General features: G+C 43.0%; 15 protein-coding genes, 9 tRNA genes and 3 rRNA genes. All 27 read right to left on the bottom strand.

The window, feature by feature from the left end:
• Positions 1-143 precede the first annotated feature (143 nt).
• The 27 genes from LS684_RS00540 to LS684_RS00410 all read right to left on the bottom strand — a co-directional run bounded on the left by LS684_RS00540 (position 144) and on the right by LS684_RS00410 (position 20,252).
• A tRNA-Ala gene (locus LS684_RS00540) sits at positions 144-219 on the bottom strand.
• Positions 220-235: 16 nt separating this feature from the next.
• Positions 236-312: transfer RNA gene (locus LS684_RS00535), tRNA-Pro, on the bottom strand.
• 3 nt (positions 313-315) lie between these two features.
• Positions 316-392 (bottom strand) — tRNA-Arg (locus tag LS684_RS00530).
• 13 nt (positions 393-405) lie between these two features.
• Positions 406-494 (bottom strand) — tRNA-Leu (locus tag LS684_RS00525).
• A gap of 8 nt (positions 495-502) precedes the next feature.
• Positions 503-577, bottom strand: a tRNA-Gly gene (locus LS684_RS00520).
• 9 nt (positions 578-586) lie between these two features.
• A tRNA-Leu gene (locus LS684_RS00515) sits at positions 587-671 on the bottom strand.
• A gap of 10 nt (positions 672-681) precedes the next feature.
• Positions 682-757: transfer RNA gene (locus LS684_RS00510), tRNA-Lys, on the bottom strand.
• 52 nt (positions 758-809) lie between these two features.
• Positions 810-885, bottom strand: a tRNA-Thr gene (locus LS684_RS00505).
• A 12-nt stretch (positions 886-897) separates the two neighbouring features.
• Positions 898-973, bottom strand: a tRNA-Val gene (locus LS684_RS00500).
• Positions 974-981: 8 nt separating this feature from the next.
• Positions 982-1,098: ribosomal RNA gene (rrf, locus tag LS684_RS00495) — 5S ribosomal RNA — on the bottom strand.
• A gap of 138 nt (positions 1,099-1,236) precedes the next feature.
• Positions 1,237-4,169: ribosomal RNA gene (locus tag LS684_RS00490) — 23S ribosomal RNA — on the bottom strand.
• Between the two features lie 315 nt (positions 4,170-4,484).
• Positions 4,485-6,035, bottom strand: a 16S ribosomal RNA gene (locus tag LS684_RS00485).
• The 16S, 23S and 5S rRNA genes sit together here with 9 tRNA genes alongside, the layout of an rRNA operon.
• 676 nt (positions 6,036-6,711) lie before the next feature.
• On the bottom strand, positions 6,712-8,196 hold the full coding sequence (gene lysS / locus LS684_RS00480; RefSeq protein WP_233809022.1) for a lysine--tRNA ligase: 1,485 nt from the start codon (positions 8,194-8,196) through the stop codon (positions 6,712-6,714).
• Positions 8,197-8,396: 200 nt separating this feature from the next.
• The gene (gene dusB / locus LS684_RS00475; RefSeq protein ID WP_233809021.1) at positions 8,397-9,401 is read right to left on the bottom strand and encodes a tRNA dihydrouridine synthase DusB; all 1,005 of its coding nucleotides are present in this window, start codon (positions 9,399-9,401) and stop codon (positions 8,397-8,399) included.
• Between the two features lie 28 nt (positions 9,402-9,429).
• Positions 9,430-9,645 (bottom strand): helix-turn-helix domain-containing protein, encoded by a 216-nt coding sequence (locus tag LS684_RS00470; protein ID WP_233809020.1) that lies wholly within the window; start codon positions 9,643-9,645, stop codon positions 9,430-9,432.
• The gene (gene folK / locus LS684_RS00465) at positions 9,597-10,124 is read right to left on the bottom strand and encodes a 2-amino-4-hydroxy-6-hydroxymethyldihydropteridine diphosphokinase (RefSeq protein WP_233809019.1); all 528 of its coding nucleotides are present in this window, start codon (positions 10,122-10,124) and stop codon (positions 9,597-9,599) included. Before folK ends, LS684_RS00470 begins: the two co-directional genes overlap by 49 nt.
• 2 nt (positions 10,125-10,126) lie before the next feature.
• Positions 10,127-10,486 (bottom strand): dihydroneopterin aldolase, encoded by a 360-nt coding sequence (gene folB, locus LS684_RS00460; RefSeq protein ID WP_233809018.1) that lies wholly within the window; start codon positions 10,484-10,486, stop codon positions 10,127-10,129.
• The gene (gene folP, locus LS684_RS00455) at positions 10,479-11,321 is read right to left on the bottom strand and encodes a dihydropteroate synthase (RefSeq protein ID WP_233809017.1); all 843 of its coding nucleotides are present in this window, start codon (positions 11,319-11,321) and stop codon (positions 10,479-10,481) included. Before folP ends, folB begins: the two co-directional genes overlap by 8 nt.
• Positions 11,315-12,193, bottom strand: coding sequence for an aminodeoxychorismate lyase (pabC, locus tag LS684_RS00450; RefSeq protein WP_233809015.1), 879 nt, complete (start codon positions 12,191-12,193; stop codon positions 11,315-11,317). Before pabC ends, folP begins: the two co-directional genes overlap by 7 nt.
• A gap of 2 nt (positions 12,194-12,195) precedes the next feature.
• On the bottom strand, positions 12,196-12,786 hold the full coding sequence (gene pabA, locus LS684_RS00445; protein WP_233809013.1) for an aminodeoxychorismate/anthranilate synthase component II: 591 nt from the start codon (positions 12,784-12,786) through the stop codon (positions 12,196-12,198).
• Positions 12,783-14,198, bottom strand: coding sequence for an anthranilate synthase component I family protein (locus LS684_RS00440; protein ID WP_233809011.1), 1,416 nt, complete (start codon positions 14,196-14,198; stop codon positions 12,783-12,785). Before LS684_RS00440 ends, pabA begins: the two co-directional genes overlap by 4 nt.
• Before the next feature lie 213 nt (positions 14,199-14,411).
• Positions 14,412-15,338, bottom strand: coding sequence for a cysteine synthase A (gene cysK / locus LS684_RS00435; protein ID WP_233809009.1), 927 nt, complete (start codon positions 15,336-15,338; stop codon positions 14,412-14,414).
• 133 nt (positions 15,339-15,471) lie between these two features.
• On the bottom strand, positions 15,472-16,827 hold the full coding sequence (locus LS684_RS00430) for an ABC transporter permease (protein WP_233809007.1): 1,356 nt from the start codon (positions 16,825-16,827) through the stop codon (positions 15,472-15,474).
• On the bottom strand, positions 16,824-17,513 hold the full coding sequence (locus tag LS684_RS00425; protein ID WP_233809005.1) for an ABC transporter ATP-binding protein: 690 nt from the start codon (positions 17,511-17,513) through the stop codon (positions 16,824-16,826). The genes LS684_RS00430 and LS684_RS00425 overlap by 4 nt, the downstream gene beginning before the upstream one ends.
• Positions 17,514-17,664: 151 nt before the next feature.
• On the bottom strand, positions 17,665-18,546 hold the full coding sequence (locus LS684_RS00420; protein ID WP_233809004.1) for a peptidyl-prolyl cis-trans isomerase: 882 nt from the start codon (positions 18,544-18,546) through the stop codon (positions 17,665-17,667).
• A gap of 26 nt (positions 18,547-18,572) precedes the next feature.
• On the bottom strand, positions 18,573-19,451 hold the full coding sequence (gene hslO / locus LS684_RS00415; RefSeq protein ID WP_233809003.1) for an Hsp33 family molecular chaperone HslO: 879 nt from the start codon (positions 19,449-19,451) through the stop codon (positions 18,573-18,575).
• 21 nt (positions 19,452-19,472) lie between these two features.
• Positions 19,473-20,252, bottom strand: a complete 780-nt coding sequence (locus LS684_RS00410) for a type III pantothenate kinase (protein ID WP_233809002.1) — start codon at positions 20,250-20,252, stop codon at positions 19,473-19,475.
• Positions 20,253-20,259 lie beyond the last annotated feature (7 nt).

Below are 20,259 nucleotides of genomic sequence, written 5' to 3'. Positions count from 1 at the left end.
GATTAGCTCAATAGTTAAAACAAATTTAAAACGTTGACGTTATGGTTCGTTTAGTTTTCAAAGAACAATCATCATCGCCGAGAAGCGACTTTTATATATTAACATTTCATTTTCGCATAGTCAATATATTTTTTATTTTTTTTTGGTGGAGCCTAGCGGGATCGAACCGCTGACCTCCTGCGTGCAAGGCAGGCGCTCTCCCAGCTGAGCTAAGGCCCCGATCTATATTAGAAAATGGTCGGGAAGACAGGATTCGAACCTGCGACCCCTTGGTCCCAAACCAAGTGCTCTACCAAGCTGAGCTACTTCCCGAAATGGCGCGCCCGAGAGGAGTCGAACCCCTAACCTTTTGATCCGTAGTCAAACGCTCTATCCAATTGAGCTACGGGCGCAATATTTATAAAATGGTGCCGAGGACCGGAATCGAACCGGTACGGTAGTCACCTACCGCAGGATTTTAAGTCCTGTGCGTCTGCCAGTTCCGCCACCCCGGCACTACCTTTGGAGCGGAAGACGGGATTCGAACCCGCGACCCCCACCTTGGCAAGGTGGTGTTCTACCACTGAACTACTTCCGCGTATCTAAATGGTGCGGGTGAAGGGAGTCGAACCCCCACGCCTTGCGGCGCCAGATCCTAAGTCTGGTGCGTCTGCCAATTCCGCCACACCCGCATTATGAAAATGGTGAGCCATGAAGGACTCGAACCTTCGACCCTCTGATTAAAAGTCAGATGCTCTACCGACTGAGCTAATGGCTCAAAAAACATTAACATACAAATGTATTAATATTTATTCATATTGAACAAAAAATGGTGCCGGCGAGAGGACTTGAACCCCCAACCTACTGATTACAAGTCAGTTGCTCTACCAATTGAGCTACACCGGCATTAAACATATATGGTGGAGGATGACGGGATCGAACCGCCGACCCCCTGCTTGTAAGGCAGGTGCTCTCCCAGCTGAGCTAATCCTCCATATAAAAGCCTGGCGACGTCCTACTCTCACAAGGGGACAGCCCCTAACTACCATCGGCGCTGAGAAACTTAACTTCCGTGTTCGGCATGGGAACGGGTGTGACCTTCTCGCCTTCATCACCAGACTATTTTAATTTGAGGTTTGTTCCCTCAAAACTAGATAATGTATAGAAGAAAGAATTACGGTAATGCCATTGAATTGACTAGTCCAGCTACGGCTCCTACCTTCTATCGAAGTTGTACAGTCGCCTTCGCTTTCTTATTTGGTTAAGTCCTCGATCGATTAGTATCAGTCAGCTCCACATGTCACCATGCTTCCACCTCTGACCTATCAACCTGATCATCTTTCAGGGATCTTACTAGCTTGCGCTATGGGAAATCTCATCTTGAGGGGGGCTTCATGCTTAGATGCTTTCAGCACTTATCCCTTCCGCACATAGCTACCCAGCGATGCCTTTGGCAAGACAACTGGTACACCAGCGGTGCGTCCATCCCGGTCCTCTCGTACTAAGGACAGCTCCTCTCAAATTTCCTACGCCCACGACGGATAGGGACCGAACTGTCTCACGACGTTCTGAACCCAGCTCGCGTACCGCTTTAATGGGCGAACAGCCCAACCCTTGGGACCGACTACAGCCCCAGGATGCGATGAGCCGACATCGAGGTGCCAAACCTCCCCGTCGATGTGGACTCTTGGGGGAGATAAGCCTGTTATCCCCGGGGTAGCTTTTATCCGTTGAGCGATGGCCCTTCCATGCGGAACCACCGGATCACTAAGCCCGACTTTCGTCCCTGCTCGACTTGTAGGTCTCGCAGTCAAGCTCCCTTGTGCCTTTACACTCTACGAATGATTTCCAACCATTCTGAGGGAACCTTTGGGCGCCTCCGTTACTCTTTAGGAGGCGACCGCCCCAGTCAAACTGCCCACCTGACACTGTCTCCCGCCCCGATCAGGGGCGTGGGTTAGAATTTCAATACAGCCAGGGTAGTATCCCACCAATGCCTCCACCGAAGCTGGCGCTCCGGCTTCCAAGGCTCCTACCTATCCTGTACAAGCTGTACCAAAATTCAATATCAGGCTACAGTAAAGCTCCACGGGGTCTTTCCGTCCTGTCGCGGGTAACCTGCATCTTCACAGGTACTATAATTTCACCGAGTCTCTCGTTGAGACAGTGCCCAGATCGTTACGCCTTTCGTGCGGGTCGGAACTTACCCGACAAGGAATTTCGCTACCTTAGGACCGTTATAGTTACGGCCGCCGTTTACTGGGGCTTCGATTCAGAGCTTCGCTTACGCTAACCCCTCCTCTTAACCTTCCAGCACCGGGCAGGCGTCAGCCCCTATACTTCGCCTTGCGGCTTTGCAGAGACCTGTGTTTTTGCTAAACAGTCGCCTGGGCCTATTCACTGCGGCTTTTCAGGGCTATTCACCCTAAAAAGCACCCCTTCTCCCGAAGTTACGGGGTCATTTTGCCGAGTTCCTTAACGAGAGTTCTCTCGCTCACCTTAGGATTCTCTCCTCGCCTACCTGTGTCGGTTTGCGGTACGGGCACCTTTTTCCTCGCTAGAGGCTTTTCTTGGCAGTGTGGAATCAGGAACTTCGGTACTTTATTTCCCTCGCCATCACAGCTCCGCCTTATGGTAACGGGATTTGCCTCGTTACCGGCCTAACTGCTTGGACGCGCATATCCAACAGCGCGCTTACCCTATCCTCCTGCGTCCCCCCATTGCTCAAACGGAAAAGAGGTGGTACAGGAATATCAACCTGTTGTCCATCGCCTACGCTTTTCAGCCTCGGCTTAGGTCCCGACTAACCCTGAGCGGACGAGCCTTCCTCAGGAAACCTTAGGCATTCGGTGGATGGGATTCTCACCCATCTTTCGCTACTCATACCGGCATTCTCACTTCTAAGCGCTCCACCAGTCCTTGCGGTCTAGCTTCAACGCCCTTAGAACGCTCTCCTACCACTGACATCGTAGATGTCAATCCACAGCTTCGGTGATACGTTTAGCCCCGGTACATTTTCGGCGCGGAGTCACTCGACCAGTGAGCTATTACGCACTCTTTAAATGGTGGCTGCTTCTAAGCCAACATCCTGGTTGTCTAAGCAACTCCACATCCTTTTCCACTTAACGTATACTTTGGGACCTTAGCTGGTGGTCTGGGCTGTTTCCCTTTCGACTACGGATCTTATCACTCGCAGTCTGACTCCCATGGATAAGTCTTTGGCATTCGGAGTTTATCTGAATTCGGTAACCCGATGGGGGCCCCTAGTCCAAACAGTGCTCTACCTCCAAGACTCTTACTACATGAGGCTAGCCCTAAAGCTATTTCGGAGAGAACCAGCTATCTCCAAGTTCGATTGGAATTTCTCCGCTACCCACACCTCATCCCCGCACTTTTCAACGTGCGTGGGTTCGGGCCTCCATCCAGTGTTACCTGGACTTCACCCTGGACATGGGTAGATCACCTGGTTTCGGGTCTACGACCACATACTCATTCGCCCTATTCAGACTCGCTTTCGCTACGGCTCCGTCTATCCAACTTAACCTTGCATGTAATCGTAACTCGCCGGTTCATTCTACAAAAGGCACGCTATCACCCATTAACGGGCTCTAACTACTTGTAGGCACACGGTTTCAGGATCTTTTTCACTCCCCTTCCGGGGTGCTTTTCACCTTTCCCTCACGGTACTGGTTCACTATCGGTCACTAGGGAGTATTTAGCCTTGGGAGATGGTCCTCCCAGCTTCCGACGGGATTTCACGTGTCCCGCCGTACTCAGGATCCACTCAAGAGGGAACGAAGTTTCAACTACAGGGTTGTTACCTTCTCTGACCAGCCTTTCCAGGCTTGTTCGTTTACTCCGTTCCTTTGTAACTCCGTATAGAGTGTCCTACAACCCCAAGAGGCAAGCCTCTTGGTTTGGGCTAATCCCGTTTCGCTCGCCGCTACTCAGGGAATCGCATTTGCTTTCTCTTCCTCCGGGTACTTAGATGTTTCAGTTCCCCGGGTCTGCCTTCCATATCCTATGTATTCAGATAAGGATTCCATCCCATTACGGATAGAGGGTTTCCCCATTCGGAAATCTCCGGATCAAAGCTTACTTACAGCTCCCCGAAGCATATCGGTGTTAGTACCGTCCTTCATCGGCTCCTAGTGCCAAGGCATTCACCGTGCGCCCTTTCTAACTTAACCTATAAGCTTTCAATACACATCGCATCTCTTCGTCAGCTTCCTTCGCTCCGCTCCTCATGTACGTAAGTACATTCCGGTGCTCACTCAGTTGCTTCCTCGACCTGCTCGTGTCTTGAAACCTTCTAATTTCTTGTTTAGAGAAAATCTTAAGATTGGCGATTACTCGGTAATTCTTTTTTCTTCTATATTTCATTATCTAGTTTTCAAGGAACAAGTTCACTTTCTTCTATAATAAGAAGAGAGTTTGTTATAGAGAGATTGCTCTCTCAAAACTAAACGAACCATAAGCGTCAACTTTCATGTAAATATCCTTAGAAAGGAGGTGATCCAGCCGCACCTTCCGATACGGCTACCTTGTTACGACTTCACCCCAATCATCTGTCCCACCTTAGGCGGCTGGCTCCAAAAGGTTACCCCACCGACTTCGGGTGTTACAAACTCTCGTGGTGTGACGGGCGGTGTGTACAAGGCCCGGGAACGTATTCACCGCGGCATGCTGATCCGCGATTACTAGCGATTCCGGCTTCATGCAGGCGAGTTGCAGCCTGCAATCCGAACTGAGAATGGTTTTATGGGATTGGCTAAACCTCGCGGTCTTGCAGCCCTTTGTACCATCCATTGTAGCACGTGTGTAGCCCAGGTCATAAGGGGCATGATGATTTGACGTCATCCCCACCTTCCTCCGGTTTGTCACCGGCAGTCACCTTAGAGTGCCCAACTGAATGCTGGCAACTAAGATCAAGGGTTGCGCTCGTTGCGGGACTTAACCCAACATCTCACGACACGAGCTGACGACAACCATGCACCACCTGTCATCCTGTCCCCCGAAGGGGAACGCCCTATCTCTAGGGTTGTCAGGAGATGTCAAGACCTGGTAAGGTTCTTCGCGTTGCTTCGAATTAAACCACATGCTCCACCGCTTGTGCGGGCCCCCGTCAATTCCTTTGAGTTTCAGTCTTGCGACCGTACTCCCCAGGCGGAGTGCTTAATGCGTTAGCTGCAGCACTAAAGGGCGGAAACCCTCTAACACTTAGCACTCATCGTTTACGGCGTGGACTACCAGGGTATCTAATCCTGTTCGCTCCCCACGCTTTCGCGCCTCAGCGTCAGTTACAGACCAGAGAGTCGCCTTCGCCACTGGTGTTCCTCCACATCTCTACGCATTTCACCGCTACACGTGGAATTCCACTCTCCTCTTCTGCACTCAAGTTCCCCAGTTTCCAATGACCCTCCACGGTTGAGCCGTGGGCTTTCACATCAGACTTAAGGAACCGCCTGCGCGCGCTTTACGCCCAATAATTCCGGACAACGCTTGCCACCTACGTATTACCGCGGCTGCTGGCACGTAGTTAGCCGTGGCTTTCTGGTTAGGTACCGTCAAGGTACCGCCCTATTCGAACGGTACTTGTTCTTCCCTAACAACAGAGTTTTACGATCCGAAAACCTTCATCACTCACGCGGCGTTGCTCCGTCAGACTTTCGTCCATTGCGGAAGATTCCCTACTGCTGCCTCCCGTAGGAGTCTGGGCCGTGTCTCAGTCCCAGTGTGGCCGATCACCCTCTCAGGTCGGCTACGCATCGTTGCCTTGGTGAGCCGTTACCTCACCAACTAGCTAATGCGCCGCGGGCCCATCTATAAGTGATAGCCGAAGCCATCTTTCAGAATCCTAACATGTGTTAGGAGCCATTATCCGGTATTAGCCCCGGTTTCCCGGAGTTATCCCAGTCTTATAGGCAGGTTGCCCACGTGTTACTCACCCGTCCGCCGCTAATCTTTAAAAGCAAGCTTTTAAAGATCCGCTCGACTTGCATGTATTAGGCACGCCGCCAGCGTTCGTCCTGAGCCAGGATCAAACTCTCCATAAAAGAGTATTGATTAGCTCAATAGTTAAAACAAATTTAAAACGTTGACGTTTTGGTTCGTTTAGTTTTCAAAGAACAATCACTGTCGCTCAGCGGCGACTTTTATAATGTTACCAGAATCAACTTCGTAAGTCAACATCTTTTTTCAAAATGTTTTTTAGAAGTTATTCTCGTTTGTAGCTGTCTTGCAGCAACAGATAATAATATACCATCGAATAAAAGGTGGCGCAATAGTTTTCTTGAAGTTTTTAACGAGTTTATTAAAGAAAAAATATTCAATCATTTGATCGCTATACTATTAAGATGACTTATACCTAAAGCCCTTACTAAATATCATTTTGACTAGAGAAAGAGATAACTATCCATTACCAAACACAACACTAGTGAATCATACTTGCTTATGATTAATTAAGCACCTTACATTACAGATTCTCTACCGCAAAGACATGATCTTTCATTTCAAGGGAACAAAGCTTAGTGTACCTTGGTTAGGCTAAGGCAAGTAAGACCCTTTAGAATAGAAGGTATTCTTTGCCTTCTACTCTAAATATGCCTTATGACCTCGAGGGGCTTGGCATTGAAACTGGAAGTCTAAGCGCTTATCAACAATTGATAAATTTTATATTTTCTTAAGCAATAAAAAAAGCAAAGTGCAGACTATCTGCACTTTGCCTCTATGTTATCGATGGCGCATTAATGGGAAGAGTAGAACATCTCTAATAGAAGGAGAGTTCGTTAAAAGCATGACTAGTCGGTCAATACCAATACCTAAACCACCAGTTGGAGGCATGCCATACTCTAATGCTTCTACAAAATCATGATCCATCATATGTGCTTCGTCGTTTCCTTGTTCTCTCTCTTTTAGCTGAGCCTCAAAACGCTCACGTTGATCGATCGGATCGTTTAGCTCAGTAAATGCGTTCGCATGCTCACGAGCGACAATAAATAGCTCAAAACGATCCGTGAAGCGTGGATCTTCATCGTTCTTTTTCGCTAACGGAGAAATTTCTACTGGGTGCCCATAAATAAATGTAGGCTGAATCAATTTCTCTTCTACCTTCTGCTCGAAGAATTCATTAACAATATGCCCATATAGCATCGTGTCTTTAATTTCTACATTATGTTCTTTTGCTAACTGTTTCGCTTCTTCTGTACTCATTTCTTTCCAGAAGTCGGCTCCTGTATATTCTTTAATAGCGTCTACCATATGAAGTCTCTTCCATTCTGGCTTTAGATCTACTTCGTATTCACCGTATGGTACAGTTGTTGTGCCAAGTACTTCTTGAGCAATATGAGCAATTAGATTTTCTGTTAGGCTCATAATATCGCGATAATCTGCATATGCCTCATATAACTCAATCATCGTGAATTCCGGATTGTGTCTAGTTGAAACACCTTCGTTACGGAACACGCGACCAATTTCGTACACCTTCTCTAAACCGCCGACAATTAGTCGCTTTAAATGAAGCTCAATTGCGATACGCATATACAATTCCATATCTAACGCATTGTGGTGCGTGATGAATGGACGAGCAGAAGCACCACCTGCAATTGAATGCATCATTGGCGTTTCCACCTCAAGGTATCCATTTTGGTCTAAATAACGGCGCATTGATTGAATTATCATGCTACGCGTGATAAACGTTTTCTTGCTCTCCTGGCTCATGATTAAGTCTAGGTAACGCTGACGATAGCGCTGCTCTACATCTTTAAGACCATGGAATTTCTCTGGAAGTGGGCGCAACGATTTAGTAAGAAGTTCGAATTGTTCTACTTTAATAGAAAGTTCCCCCACTTTTGTTTTAAAAAGTGTTCCCGTTACACCAATGATATCTCCTAAGTCTGCCATATTGAAAATATCATAGCTTTCATCACCAATCGCATCTTTACGAACGTAAATTTGAATTTGGCCTGTTAAGTCTTGGATATGAGCAAATCCTGCTTTCCCTTTTCCACGCTTTGTCATAATTCGTCCTGCAAGCGTGACAGAGATATTCTTCTCTTCTATTATTTCCTTTTCAAGCTCCGCGAATTGATTGAAAAGCTCTTGTGATTGATGAGTGCGTTCAAAACGTTTACCGAATGGATCTAACCCCTGCTGACGAAGAGACTCCATTTTATCTCTTCTTACTCGTAACTGGTCATTTAATTCTTCATGACTCATGATCATCAACTCCATTTTCAAAAACTAGTATGTAGACGCAGTATTGCGATTATTCAACGTAGTACATTCTATTATTTTACACAATTAGAACAATTGAGACACCTATATTGTTTAAAATAGAATAAAAACTGCCAGTAAACAACTGGCAGTTTCTTTATATCAAAGGTATTATAGTGAAACTGTTTGAATATGTCAAATCATTAGCCAACTTGAAGCTCTTTCTGTGTATCTTTTTCTTCAGTTTCCACGACAAGGTCCGTTAAGATCGTTACAAGATCCTGGCGTGTGTTACATTCATTTATAGCATTTCTGACAGTCGCATTTCCGCGTATTCCCTTTAAATACCATGCAGCATGCTTTCGCATTTCACGGATGGCTACTTTTTCACTTTTCAAGGCGATTAAGCGATCTAAATGTAGAATACATACATCAATTTTTTCCCGAATAGACGGTTCATCCATTAACACGCCAGATTCTAGGTAATTTACTGTACGGTAGATCATCCACGGATTCCCTAAAGCTGCACGCCCAATCATTACGCCATCGCAGCCCGTTTCTTCAAGCATACGCTTCGCATCCTGTGGTGTTTGAACGTCTCCATTACCGATAATTGGGATGTCTACTGCTCGCTTTACATCACGAATGATCTCCCAGTTAGCGGTTCCCTCATACATTTGCACACGCGTTCTACCATGTAACGCTATTGCCTGTCCACCAGCACGTTCTACGGCTTGAGCATTTTCGATTGCATAAATGTGTTCATCGTCCCAGCCCATTCTCATTTTTACTGTGACCGGTTTGTCTACTGCCTCAACAACAGCGGAAACCATTTCATAAATTTTGTTCGGATCTAATAGCCATTTAGCTCCCGCATCACATTTTGTAATCTTCGGAACTGGACATCCCATGTTTATGTCAATAATATCTGCATTTGTATTTTGATCAACGAATTTAGCAGCTTCAACAAGCGTTTCTTTCTCTCCACCGAATATCTGCAAGCTAAGAGGCTTTTCACGCTCATCAATGTAAAGCATATTCATTGTTTTTGCATTTTGAAGAACTATTCCTTTATCACTTACCATTTCCGCACAGACCAGACCCGCTCCAAACTCTTTAACCGTTAGTCGGAAGGCGGAGTTACAAACACCTGCCATTGGTGCTAAAACGACTTGGTTTTTCATTGTGATATCGCCAATTTTAAGCATGCTTTCCCTCCTTCATTCTAAGATGAATCTATTCGCTCTCCTCTGGAGGAGTTAAGTCTTTAAGACTGATTTGAAGAATTTCGGACACATACGATAGAAATTCCTCAGTAGGCATTCGATTTCCTCGCTCAATTTCCCCTAATATCGAGACTGAGACACCCATTTCTTTTGCGAAGCTTTCTTGAGTGTAGCCTTTTAATTTGCGAAAAGCGCGAATACGTCTTCCCCATTTTTCTGCTTCCATATTCGTACACCTTCTCTATCTCTTATATTCTGTAAAAAAGAATTTAGATGTATCTCCATCTTCGGAATTTTAATTGTAGGATGAATCTCTAATAGAGGGATTATGACAAATGCTCTCTCTAGCATCCGAGGATGAGGAATTGTAAGCTTCTCTGATTCTATATTTTCTTTATTATAGAGAAGAATGTCAAGGTCTAAAGTCCGAGGGCCCCAACGAATATCCCTTTTCCTCCCAAATTTCTTTTCAATCTTTAACAACCGGTCTAATAGCTCTTCAGGTTTGAAATTGGTTTCTAGCTTCAGCACCATATTCAAAAATGGTGCTTGATCCTCGAAACCTACAGGATCGGTTTCATAAATCGATGAAACATTTACCACTTGGATATTTTCATCGTTAACTAAGCAATCTATTGCACTCTCTAAAAAGTGTGAGCGGTCTCCAATGTTGGAACCCAAAGATATGTAAGCCTCATTATTCACGATTATCTTCCCCTTGTAATTTCCACTGCGACAGATTTGTAATGACCAGGTATTGGAGGGTCTGGTTTAATCACCTTAACTGTTAACTGATGAATAGATGAATAATGTTGAAGTATTTCCCCTGCCACTTTTTCAGCTACTGTTTCTACTAGCTTATAGGGCTTTCCCTCCACAATCTCCCTTGTCATATTATACAGTTCACCATAATTTATTGAGTCATTAAGGTCATCGCTTTCTCCTGCTTTTCTTAGGTCTGTCTCAACAACAAGATTCACTCTGAACCGCTGCCCTAAGCGAGTTTCCTCAGGAAAAACACCATGATAGCCAAAAAATTCCATGTCATTTACATAAATTTTATCCATTGCTTTCACCCTTTCCCATTAATGCATCCATCATTTTTGCCATACGACTCATTTCTTTTACATCATGTATTCGGACAATTTGACAGCCTTTTTGAATCCCAAAGCATACAGTTGCTCCTGTACCTTCCATCCGTTCCTCTACAGGCAGATCCAAAACATGCCCGATTAATGATTTACGAGAGGTACCTAGTAAGACGGGATATCCGAGTGCCACTATTTTATCTAACTCACGCATCATTTCTAAGTTTAAAGGGATGTCTTTAGCAAACCCAATTCCAGGATCTAAAATGATGTTCTCATCCATAACCCCACGCTCTTTCACTAGTGCAATGCTTTCATACAGATCACAGATCACATCACGGGTAAAATACGTGTAATCTCGATTCTGTCGATTATGCATCAGAATAATCGGCACTTGCAGCTCTCCAGCAATTGTTGCCATTAGCGGGTCTGCTTTCGCTCCCCACACATCATTTATTATGTGCGCTCCTGCTTTAATCGCTTTTTTTGCCACTTCCGCCTTAGACGTATCAATAGATATAGGAGCTTCTACGTGCTTAGCTATCGCTTCAATTACCGGAATCACGCGCTCTAGCTCCTCTTCTGCTGAAACTGCACGGTGCCCAGGCCTTGTAGATTCTCCCCCCACATCAATAATATCGGCACCTTGTTCAACCATTTGCTGTGCATGACTTACTGCTCGGTCTATATCTAGGTATTTTCCTCCGTCAGAAAAGGAATCTGGGGTTGCATTTAATATCCCCATAATTAATGTCTTCTTCCCATAATCCAACGTGTAGTTTCCACACTGAATGATTTGATTTGCTTTTAGCATTCTAATTCCCCCTTAAGCTCCTTCCGACTCCACAAAAAGGAGCTATAGTTACGGTAGTCCTTGTGAAGCTGAGTCGCGACCACCCCTTGTTTCCCTGGAAATGACTTTTTATCGATTCTTGAGATGGGGACGATTTCTTGAATAGAATTCGTCACAAATACCTCATCAGCCTCCAATAGAGATACCTTTTCGAAAAAACCCTGTTGTATGTCTAGCTGGTGGATTTGTGCGAGTTGCAGAATAAATTGCCTTGTAATTCCATTTAAGATGCCTGTATCAACAGAAGGAGTGTACAGAGTATGGTTCTTTACCCAAAATACATTGCTTACGATCCCCTCAGCAATATAATTACCCTCTGTTAAAAAGATTCCCTCACAATTGACCTTATGTTTGATTTCCTGCTTAGCAAGCAGATTGTTGAGATAATGATGGGACTTCAGCCGAACCTCACCCTCTGGGGTATTCCGCTTGACCCTAAGCCATACCGCTTCTTTTTCTTGCAGCTCATCACCAGCAGGTTCCATTGGCCTTGCAAATAACATGATATTAGGAGACGTATAGGAGTCTGTTTGTAACCCAATTTCTCCGACGCCAGCCGAAACATTTAACCGAATATTCGCATGGGTTATTCCATTTTTGGCTAAAAGTTGTTGGATTGCATCTAAAATAGTCTCTCTTGAGAATTGGGCTTGTATATTTAGCTGAGTTAGCCCATCGTTTAAACGGGCTAAATGATCATCTAATAAAAATGGATGTCCATCGTATATTCGGAATGTTTCAAACAGTCCCAGCCCGTATAAAAATCCGTGATCAAATGGTGATATTAACACTTCTTCTTTTTTTATGACGCTTCCATTAAAATATACGTACATGCCTATCGCACCTTATATTCGTTTGCTTGATAAGCATGGAGGAAGTTTTTCAATAAGTCCTTCCCCCCAGCTGTCATGATTGATTCTGGGTGAAATTGAACACCTTCCACAGGTAATTGCCTATGTCTTAACCCCATAATTTCTCCTTCTGCAGTCCAAGCACTAATTTCTAAGCAATCAGGTAAGGTTTCTCTTTTAACAATTAAAGAATGGTAGCGAGTGGCTACAAATGGATTCGGCAGCCCCTCATATATGGTTTTGCCATCATGATGGATTTCCGACGTTTTCCCATGCATCAAACGGCCCGCTTGGACAACATCGCCACCAAACACTTGAGCAATGGATTGGTGCCCGAGACACACACCGAAAATGGGCAGCTTCCCTGCAAGCTTTTCAATCGCATCTAGACTAATTCCTGCTTCATTAGGACTGCATGGACCCGGAGAGATCATTAGATATTTCGGCGATAGTTCCTCAATCTCTTCAATCGATGTTTGATCATTGCGCTTGACTACCAATTCTTCTCCTAATTCACCAAGATATTGCACGAGGTTATAAGTAAAAGAGTCATAATTATCGATCATAAATATCATGATTGTTCACCTGTTTTCATTTCAGCCATTTCCTTCGCTTTCCAAAGGGCAATCGCCTTTTTAAGAGATTCCTTATATTCATAAGCAGGATTCGAATCAATGACAATGCCTGCACCTGCTTGAACATATGCTTTTCCGTCTTTAACTAGCATCGTACGAATGACAATATTAAGTTCGAGATCACCATTAAAACCCATCCACCCTAATGAACCTGTATAGATAGATCTTCTAACCGGTTCAAGCTCCTCAATGATTTCCATTGTACGAACCTTAGGTGCACCTGTTATCGTTCCACCAGGGAAAGTAGCATTCACTAGATCAACACCCGACTTATTATTAGCTAATGTTCCTCTAACGTTGGATACGATATGCATCACATGGGAGTATTTTTCAATTACCATAAACTCGTTTACTTCTACCGATCCATACGCGCATACTCGTCCTAAATCATTGCGCTCCAAATCAACTAGCATGACATGCTCTGCCCGCTCTTTCTCATTCTCAATCAATTCATTGGCAAGCTTGATATCCTCTTCTTCACTTTTCCCTCGTGATCTTGTTCCTGCAATCGGCCGGGTGCTAACTTCCATATCTGCTTTTTTAATTAGCAGCTCTGGTGAGCCACTAACCAACTGAAACTCAGGGGTGTGATAATATCCCATGTACGGCGAAGGGTTTAATACTCTTAGCTGCTTATAGACTTCAATTGCATTTACAGCAAGTGGTTTCGCCTGGCGCACAGATAAGTTGACCTGAAACACATCTCCTTGAGATATGTATTGTTGAATCCGCTCTACTGCCTCTCGAAATGCCGCTTCGTCCATCGAAACATCCAAATAATCTTCCCCCTGCTTCAATGGAGGCGAATAGGAGACTTCCTCATGCTCTTCTAGCCAGAGCTCCTCCCATTTATTTGCAATACTCTCAATCTCTGACCCATTATCTTCATACAAGAAAATAAGCCATAAACATTGTTGTTCATGATCAAAGACAAATAATTGTTTAAACGACAGAAAGAAGAGTTCAGGTATATCTAGATCTGCTTCGGCGCTCGCTGGAAGTTGTTCGATGTGCCTTGCATAATCATAGCTAATGAAACCAATAACTCCCCCTTGAAAATCAGGGAGGTCATGAAGCGTTTCCACTTGAAAATGACTCATCCATTCCTTCATCAGATGAAGAGGATTTCCTGATTGTCTCAATTCCTCCCCTGTTATCTGTTTAATAACTAGCTCATCATGTCTTCCGATTAATATCGTATCTGGATCAAAGGCAGCAATGCTAAAACGACCACCACGGCCACTTTCTAAAATGACGTGATACTCTTTATCTTGTGTTAGCCACTCGTATTGATTGAAAAAGCGAGAACTTGAATACGGTATTTTATTGCTGTATATCTTAAGCTGCTTCAATAACAGTCACTCCCCAAACATAATATCTGCTCTCATCATACATGAAGTTGACTTCGCTTTCATTTTTTTACACAAAAATAGTGAAAAAAAGAAAAGCCCTCTCATACGTTGTAGCTTTCTATAATAACTTCCAAACGGTCTATTCATTATTCATTAAAAAACATAAAGAAAAAGCAACGATCGGACCGATCATTGCTTCCCTTTTCTAGCATGTTAATCTTCAAATTGATAGAGTGGCGTACTTAAATATCGCTCACCGTTACTTGGGAGAATAGCAAGCACCTTCTTGCCTTTTCCAAGCTCTTTCGCCACTTTTAAGGCTGTATATATCGCTGCACCTGAAGAAATTCCACCAAGAATCCCTTCTTCTTTAGCCGCACGACGAGCATAATCAAAGGCATTATCATTCGATACCTTTACCACTTCATCATATATTTTCACATCTAATATATCCGGAATAAACCCAGCGCCAATTCCTTGGATCTTATGCGGACCCGGCTTCCCTCCTGATAATACAGGAGAATCCTCTGGTTCAACTGCATAAATCTTTATATCTTGATACGTATCTTTCAGAACTTGGCCTGCACCTGTTATCGTTCCACCCGTTCCAATACCCGCTACAAAGGCATCTAATTGACCGCCCATTTGCTCGACGATTTCTTTACCAGTAGTTCGTCTGTGAACTTCTGGATTCGCTAAGTTCTTAAATTGCTGTGGCATAAAGTATCCTTTTTGGCTGGAAAGTTCTTCAGCTTTGCGAATGGCTCCACCCATACCTTCTGGCCCTGGCGTAAGCACAAGCTCTGCTCCATATGCACGCAGAAGATTCCGTCTCTCCATACTCATCGTATCAGGCATAACGAGAATTGCTTTATACCCTTTTGCAGCAGCAATCATCGCAAGTCCAATTCCAGTATTTCCGCTCGTAGGCTCGATAAGCGTATCTCCTTCTTTTAAATGCCCTTCCTCCTCAGCCGCTTCAATCATCGCAAGTGCAATACGATCCTTTACACTGCTTCCTGGATTCATATATTCTAACTTCACATACACATCTGCACTGTCTTCTGTAGTTAAACGGTTTAACTTGACGATCGGAGTTTGCCCGACTAGCTCGGCAACAGAATTTACAACACGTACCATGATCCACACTCCTCATTTTTTATTCCGAGTAAATTTATTGGTTTTATTAAAATTTATCAACTCGTTTGAAAATTGTCAATTCATTTAACCGTTAATTGCTTCTTTTCCTACTTTCGCCTAGATATATAAACGATTATACTTCTCTTCTCATAGCTTTTAAGACATCCACATTAGTAGCCCGCTTAGCCGGACGCATTCCCGAAATAATTGTCACGATATAACAAATAGCAATACAAATAAGCGGCAAAGAAATCGGAATGTAGCTAAAAATCAACCCTTCTGGCGGCTCTTCGCCAAAGGCTTGACTAACAATCAATGGCAGCGAAAAATTAACAACAAAACTTATTCCGTAAGATACTATTGTACCGATTATCGCCCCTACAATTCCAATATAACTACTTTCTAATAAAAAGATCTTTTTTATCGTGGATGGATGAGCACCAATCGCTTTCATAATACCTATATCTGGCGCACGCTCTGTAACCGCCATTGTCATCGTATTATAGATCCCAATGGACGCAATAATAATGGCAATTGCCCCAATAAAAATTAGGCCAGCTTTAATTACAATAAAGATTTTATTAATATTTTCTAATTCACTCACTACGGAATAGCTTGCAAACTGTTGTTTATCTAGCGTACTAACAATGTCTTTTACTGCTTCAATGTCTTTTGCATATACTGTAACTAGATCATACGTATCTTCTCCTAATTGAAAAAGCTCACTTTCTTCTCCTTGACTAGGGTCCTTCAGCATCCCTCTAGAGGTTCCTGTAAAGTCTTCTATTTCCTTTAATACTTCACTCGAGATAAATGCATTTTGATTTTCAAACCACTCCCTAGTCGGTTTCTTTCCAACACCGACGACTGTTAGAGGGATTTCTTTAGTCTTCTCTTTTCCCCCTTCAAATTGCCTTACCGTTAGTGTTAGTTCTTTTCCCAAGATTGAATCGTGGTATCCATATTCTGCTTTTATCTTACCTGTGTTATCATCGTAAATATTCTCGTCTTCCTTATGTTCTTTCACTAAATATTGGGCAAAGTGATACCCAACCATAATTTCAGATGACTTTTTTGGAAAGCGTCCCTCAGACAGTTCGAAACCTGCCGTAACCTCAGATGGTATATGAGCCACGACTGTATCTGCGTAGACTTCATATTCACCTATCGAATACCGTCCTGACTGCTGCAGGTGCTGGCGTCTTGTAACTGACTTTACATGATCGATACCTTCTAGCTGCTCAATATCTTCCTTCTTTAATGATTGATAACTTTCATTCTCATCCATTTTTCCATGGACTTCGATTTGTGTAACTGCTCTATCCTGCGTAATATCCTGAATAATCGATTTGTGCAAACCAAAGCCAACCGAAGCGAGAACAATTAAGAAGGCACAGCCCATTGCAGTAGCTAGAATAGTCATAAATACTCTCGAACGATTTTTTTTCATATTTTGTCTAACAAAGCGAAATTGATCTGCTAGTTTCATTGTCCCACCTCCTCTTTAATACTTCCATCTACTATTTCAATCATCCGGTTACCAACCTGAGCTACTTTCTCATCATGAGTAATAATGAGGAAGGTGATTCCCAAATCCTTGTTTAGCTGAATAATAAAGTCTAATAAATCTTCTTCCGTTTCACTATCTAAGCTACCTGTTGGTTCATCAGCTAAAATGAGAGGGGGATTAACAATTAATGCTCTTGCAATACTCACTCTCTGCTGCTGTCCACCTGACAGCTCACTTGGATAATGGTCCTGGAAATCTAGCAACCCTACTTTCGTCAAGATCTCCTTTGTTTGTTGCTCTCGTTCCTTTTCCCCTATCCCTTTTAAAATGAGAGGAAGCTCTACATTTTGGTAAGCAGTCATGCTTGGAATAAGCTGAAAGCTTTGAAAGATGAATCCTAAATGGTTGAGACGAAAGTCAGCAAATTTCCCTTCACTAAAATTCGAAACAAGCTCATTCTGGATCCAAATTTCCCCTTCCTTCGGCTTTAAAAATCCACTAATTAAATTTAGTAGCGTAGACTTCCCAGAGCCACTTCGACCAACAATCGTGACAATTTCGCCTTTTTTTACTACAAAATTTATATTCTTCAGAACAGGAATGATATTTTTCTGCCCTTTTTTCCCAATTTCAAACTCATGGGAAACATTTGACACTTTAATCATTTGTTTCTCCTCCTTCAAATCTTCCTGTATTAATAGACGATGGAAGAACAATAAATAACTACAGAGAAATTAAAGTTTTTTATACAACCCCAGTTCGTACGCGAAATATGAACCCCCAGAATACAAAAAAACACGGACGATTGCCCGTGCTTTATTTTGCGCCTTCACCGTAAAACCAGTCTACCTTCACTTCTTTCCAAAAGGATGCTGCCGTTACAGGAACATCCATTTGTTCTAAAGCAATTTGGCGCCTTATTTGATTCTTCACTTCATCAAAAGTATATTCTTTACCTTCGATTTTCTCGTGTACATAGACTATCATGTAGCCATCTTCTGTCAGAATAGGGTGGCTATACGTTTCTGGCTTCATGTTTTTAATTTGTTTAAGAAGCTGAGGAGAGATATGCTCAGCTTCTTCGTTTACATACCCCATGTCGCCACCTTGATTTGCGGAGAACTCATCTATGGATCGTTCCATTGCTAAAGCTGCAAAATTAGATCCTTTTTCAAGTTCCTTAATCGTTTGGTTCGCATCTTTCTCAGTTGGAACGACAATTTTTGATAGGTGGAAGGAAGCTGGGACATTATAGATGCTACTGTTATCATCATAGTAAGCCTTCATCTCTTCCTCAGATACCACAACATCTCTTGTTAATAGCTCTTCAAGTAGTAAACTAAAACGAATTTGCTCCTTCCATTTCTCGACAGAAGCCTGCTCTTCCCCGAATGATCCATATAACGTTTTTACCATCAGCAATTCATGCTCAATTGCTTCGTTCGAAACGGATATTTTATATTTATCTGCTAACGTCTCAATTACTTTTTGATCAATAAGATCCTTCAGTACAGCTTTGCCATACCGGTTTTCAAGCTCTGTTAGCCATTGCTGCCTCGTTATCGTCTCTTTCCCAATTGAAGCTACTCCTTCTTCAGAACCAGCAAACAAATCACCTTTGGTTAGAAAAAAGACAACAGTTAAGCAGTTTAGCATAATTAAGCTCGCAATAATAATCCATAACTGCTTTTTCTGCAAGATTTCCTCCCCCAAAACAAAAAACCTTATTGTGCTTTTTCTTTTAGTTCTTCCAGTTCATCTCTTGAAATCATGTATTTTTTATTACAGAAATGGCAGTGTGCCTCCGCCTCTCCGTCTGTATCTATCATATCCTGAATTTCCTCTTCCCCTAAGCTCACGATTGCTTCTGAAAATCGCTCTTTAGAGCACGTACATTTAAACGTAACTGGCATCGTCTCAAGGAATTTCACGTTATCTTCTTCAAGGATTTCAATAAGAATCTCCTCTGGAGTTAGTCCTTTTTCAATCAATTTTGAAATAGGGGGAATCTCTTTCATTCGATTTTCAATTGCTGTAATTGTTTCATCATCTGTACCAGGTAATACCTGCAAGATAAAACCTCCAGCTGCCAAAATCGTATTATCTGGATTCACTAGCACCCCGACACCAACTGCTGAAGGAATTTGTTCGGATGTAACAAAATAGTAAGTAAAATCATCTCCTAATTCTCCAGAGACAATTGGAACTTGTCCTGTGAAATGATCTCTCATTCCAATGTCTTTAACAACACTTAACGTACCAGATGTCCCAACTGCACGACGAACATCTAGCTTTCCATGCTCATTCAAGTCGAAATGGGTTTGCGGGTTCGTTACAAAACCTCGAACCTCTCCTTTGGCATTACTATCTGCTAGAATAACACCTATTGGACCCCCGCCTTCTACTTTTACAGTTAATTTATTATCGCCTTTCAACATCGCACCCATCATAACAGCTGCAGACATCGTTCTTCCTAATGCAGCAGAAGCTGTCGGCCATGTATAGTGGCGCTCTTGAGCTTCTCCAATTGTTTCCGTACTACGAACAGCGTATGCCCGCACTTGCCCATCATAAGCTAATGCTTTTACTAAGTAATCACTCATGCTGCTACTCCTTTCAATCCCCTACTTCTTTAGGGTTTCCATGTTTCTTTTATAAATAAGCTGCAGTCCTTTTAAAGTTAAGAAAGGATCCACAATATCAATCATATCTGATTCTTGGGCAATTAAATTGGCTAGCCCACCTGTAGCGATTACCGTTGGATTTTCTTTGCTTTGATCCTTCATTCGCTTAACAATACCTTCTACTTGTCCAACATATCCATACAGGATTCCTGCTTGCATAGCTGACACGGTATTCTTCCCAATAATATTCTCTGGTCGAGCAATTTCAATTCTTGGCAACTTTGCTGCTTTTGAGTAAAGTGCCTCTGTAGAAATATTTACTCCCGGTGCAATCGCTCCGCCCATATATTGTTTATTTTCATTAATATAGCAATATGTTGTAGCCGTACCAAAATCGACGATTATGAGCGGGCTCCCATATTCTTGAATAGCTGCAATAGCATTCACAATACGATCTGCCCCAACTTCTCTTGGGTTTTCATACTTAATATTTAGGCCCGTTTTTATCCCTGGACCAACGACTAATGGCTTCACATGAAAATATTTTTGACACATTCTTTCTAACGAGAACATGATGGGTGGTACAACAGAAGATATAATAATACCATCTATATCGGAGAAAGATAAATTCTCATGCTCAAATAAAGTCTTAATCATCATTCCGTATTCGTCTTCCGTCTTGTTACGGTTTGTTTCTATTCGCCAATGGTGTTTAAGCTCGTCTTGGTCATAAACCCCTAATACTATATTTGTATTCCCAACATCAAAAACAAAAATCATTATGTTC

The organism is Cytobacillus spongiae (assembly GCF_021390075.1).
The sequence above is the reverse complement of the archived record's forward strand: the minus strand, read 5'-3'. Positions and strand labels throughout refer to the sequence as shown.

Coding starts and splice junctions, on each gene's coding strand:
- pabC (WP_233809015.1), bottom strand. CDS start 12,193: ATGTACGTATATTTTAATGGAAGCGTCATAAAAAAAGAAGAAGTGTTA.
- folB (WP_233809018.1), bottom strand. CDS start 10,486: ATGGATAAAATTTATGTAAATGACATGGAATTTTTTGGCTATCATGGT.
- folP (WP_233809017.1), bottom strand. CDS start 11,321: ATGCTAAAAGCAAATCAAATCATTCAGTGTGGAAACTACACGTTGGAT.
- LS684_RS00425 (WP_233809005.1), bottom strand. CDS start 17,513: ATGATTAAAGTGTCAAATGTTTCCCATGAGTTTGAAATTGGGAAAAAA.
- dusB (WP_233809021.1), bottom strand. CDS start 9,401: ATGCTTAAAATTGGCGATATCACAATGAAAAACCAAGTCGTTTTAGCA.
- lysS (WP_233809022.1), bottom strand. CDS start 8,196: ATGAGTCATGAAGAATTAAATGACCAGTTACGAGTAAGAAGAGATAAA.
- LS684_RS00470 (WP_233809020.1), bottom strand. CDS start 9,645: ATGGAAGCAGAAAAATGGGGAAGACGTATTCGCGCTTTTCGCAAATTA.
- cysK (WP_233809009.1), bottom strand. CDS start 15,338: ATGGTACGTGTTGTAAATTCTGTTGCCGAGCTAGTCGGGCAAACTCCG.
- hslO (WP_233809003.1), bottom strand. CDS start 19,451: ATGAGTGATTACTTAGTAAAAGCATTAGCTTATGATGGGCAAGTGCGG.
- LS684_RS00410 (WP_233809002.1), bottom strand. CDS start 20,252: ATGATTTTTGTTTTTGATGTTGGGAATACAAATATAGTATTAGGGGTT.
- LS684_RS00430 (WP_233809007.1), bottom strand. CDS start 16,827: ATGAAACTAGCAGATCAATTTCGCTTTGTTAGACAAAATATGAAAAAA.
- pabA (WP_233809013.1), bottom strand. CDS start 12,786: ATGATATTTATGATCGATAATTATGACTCTTTTACTTATAACCTCGTG.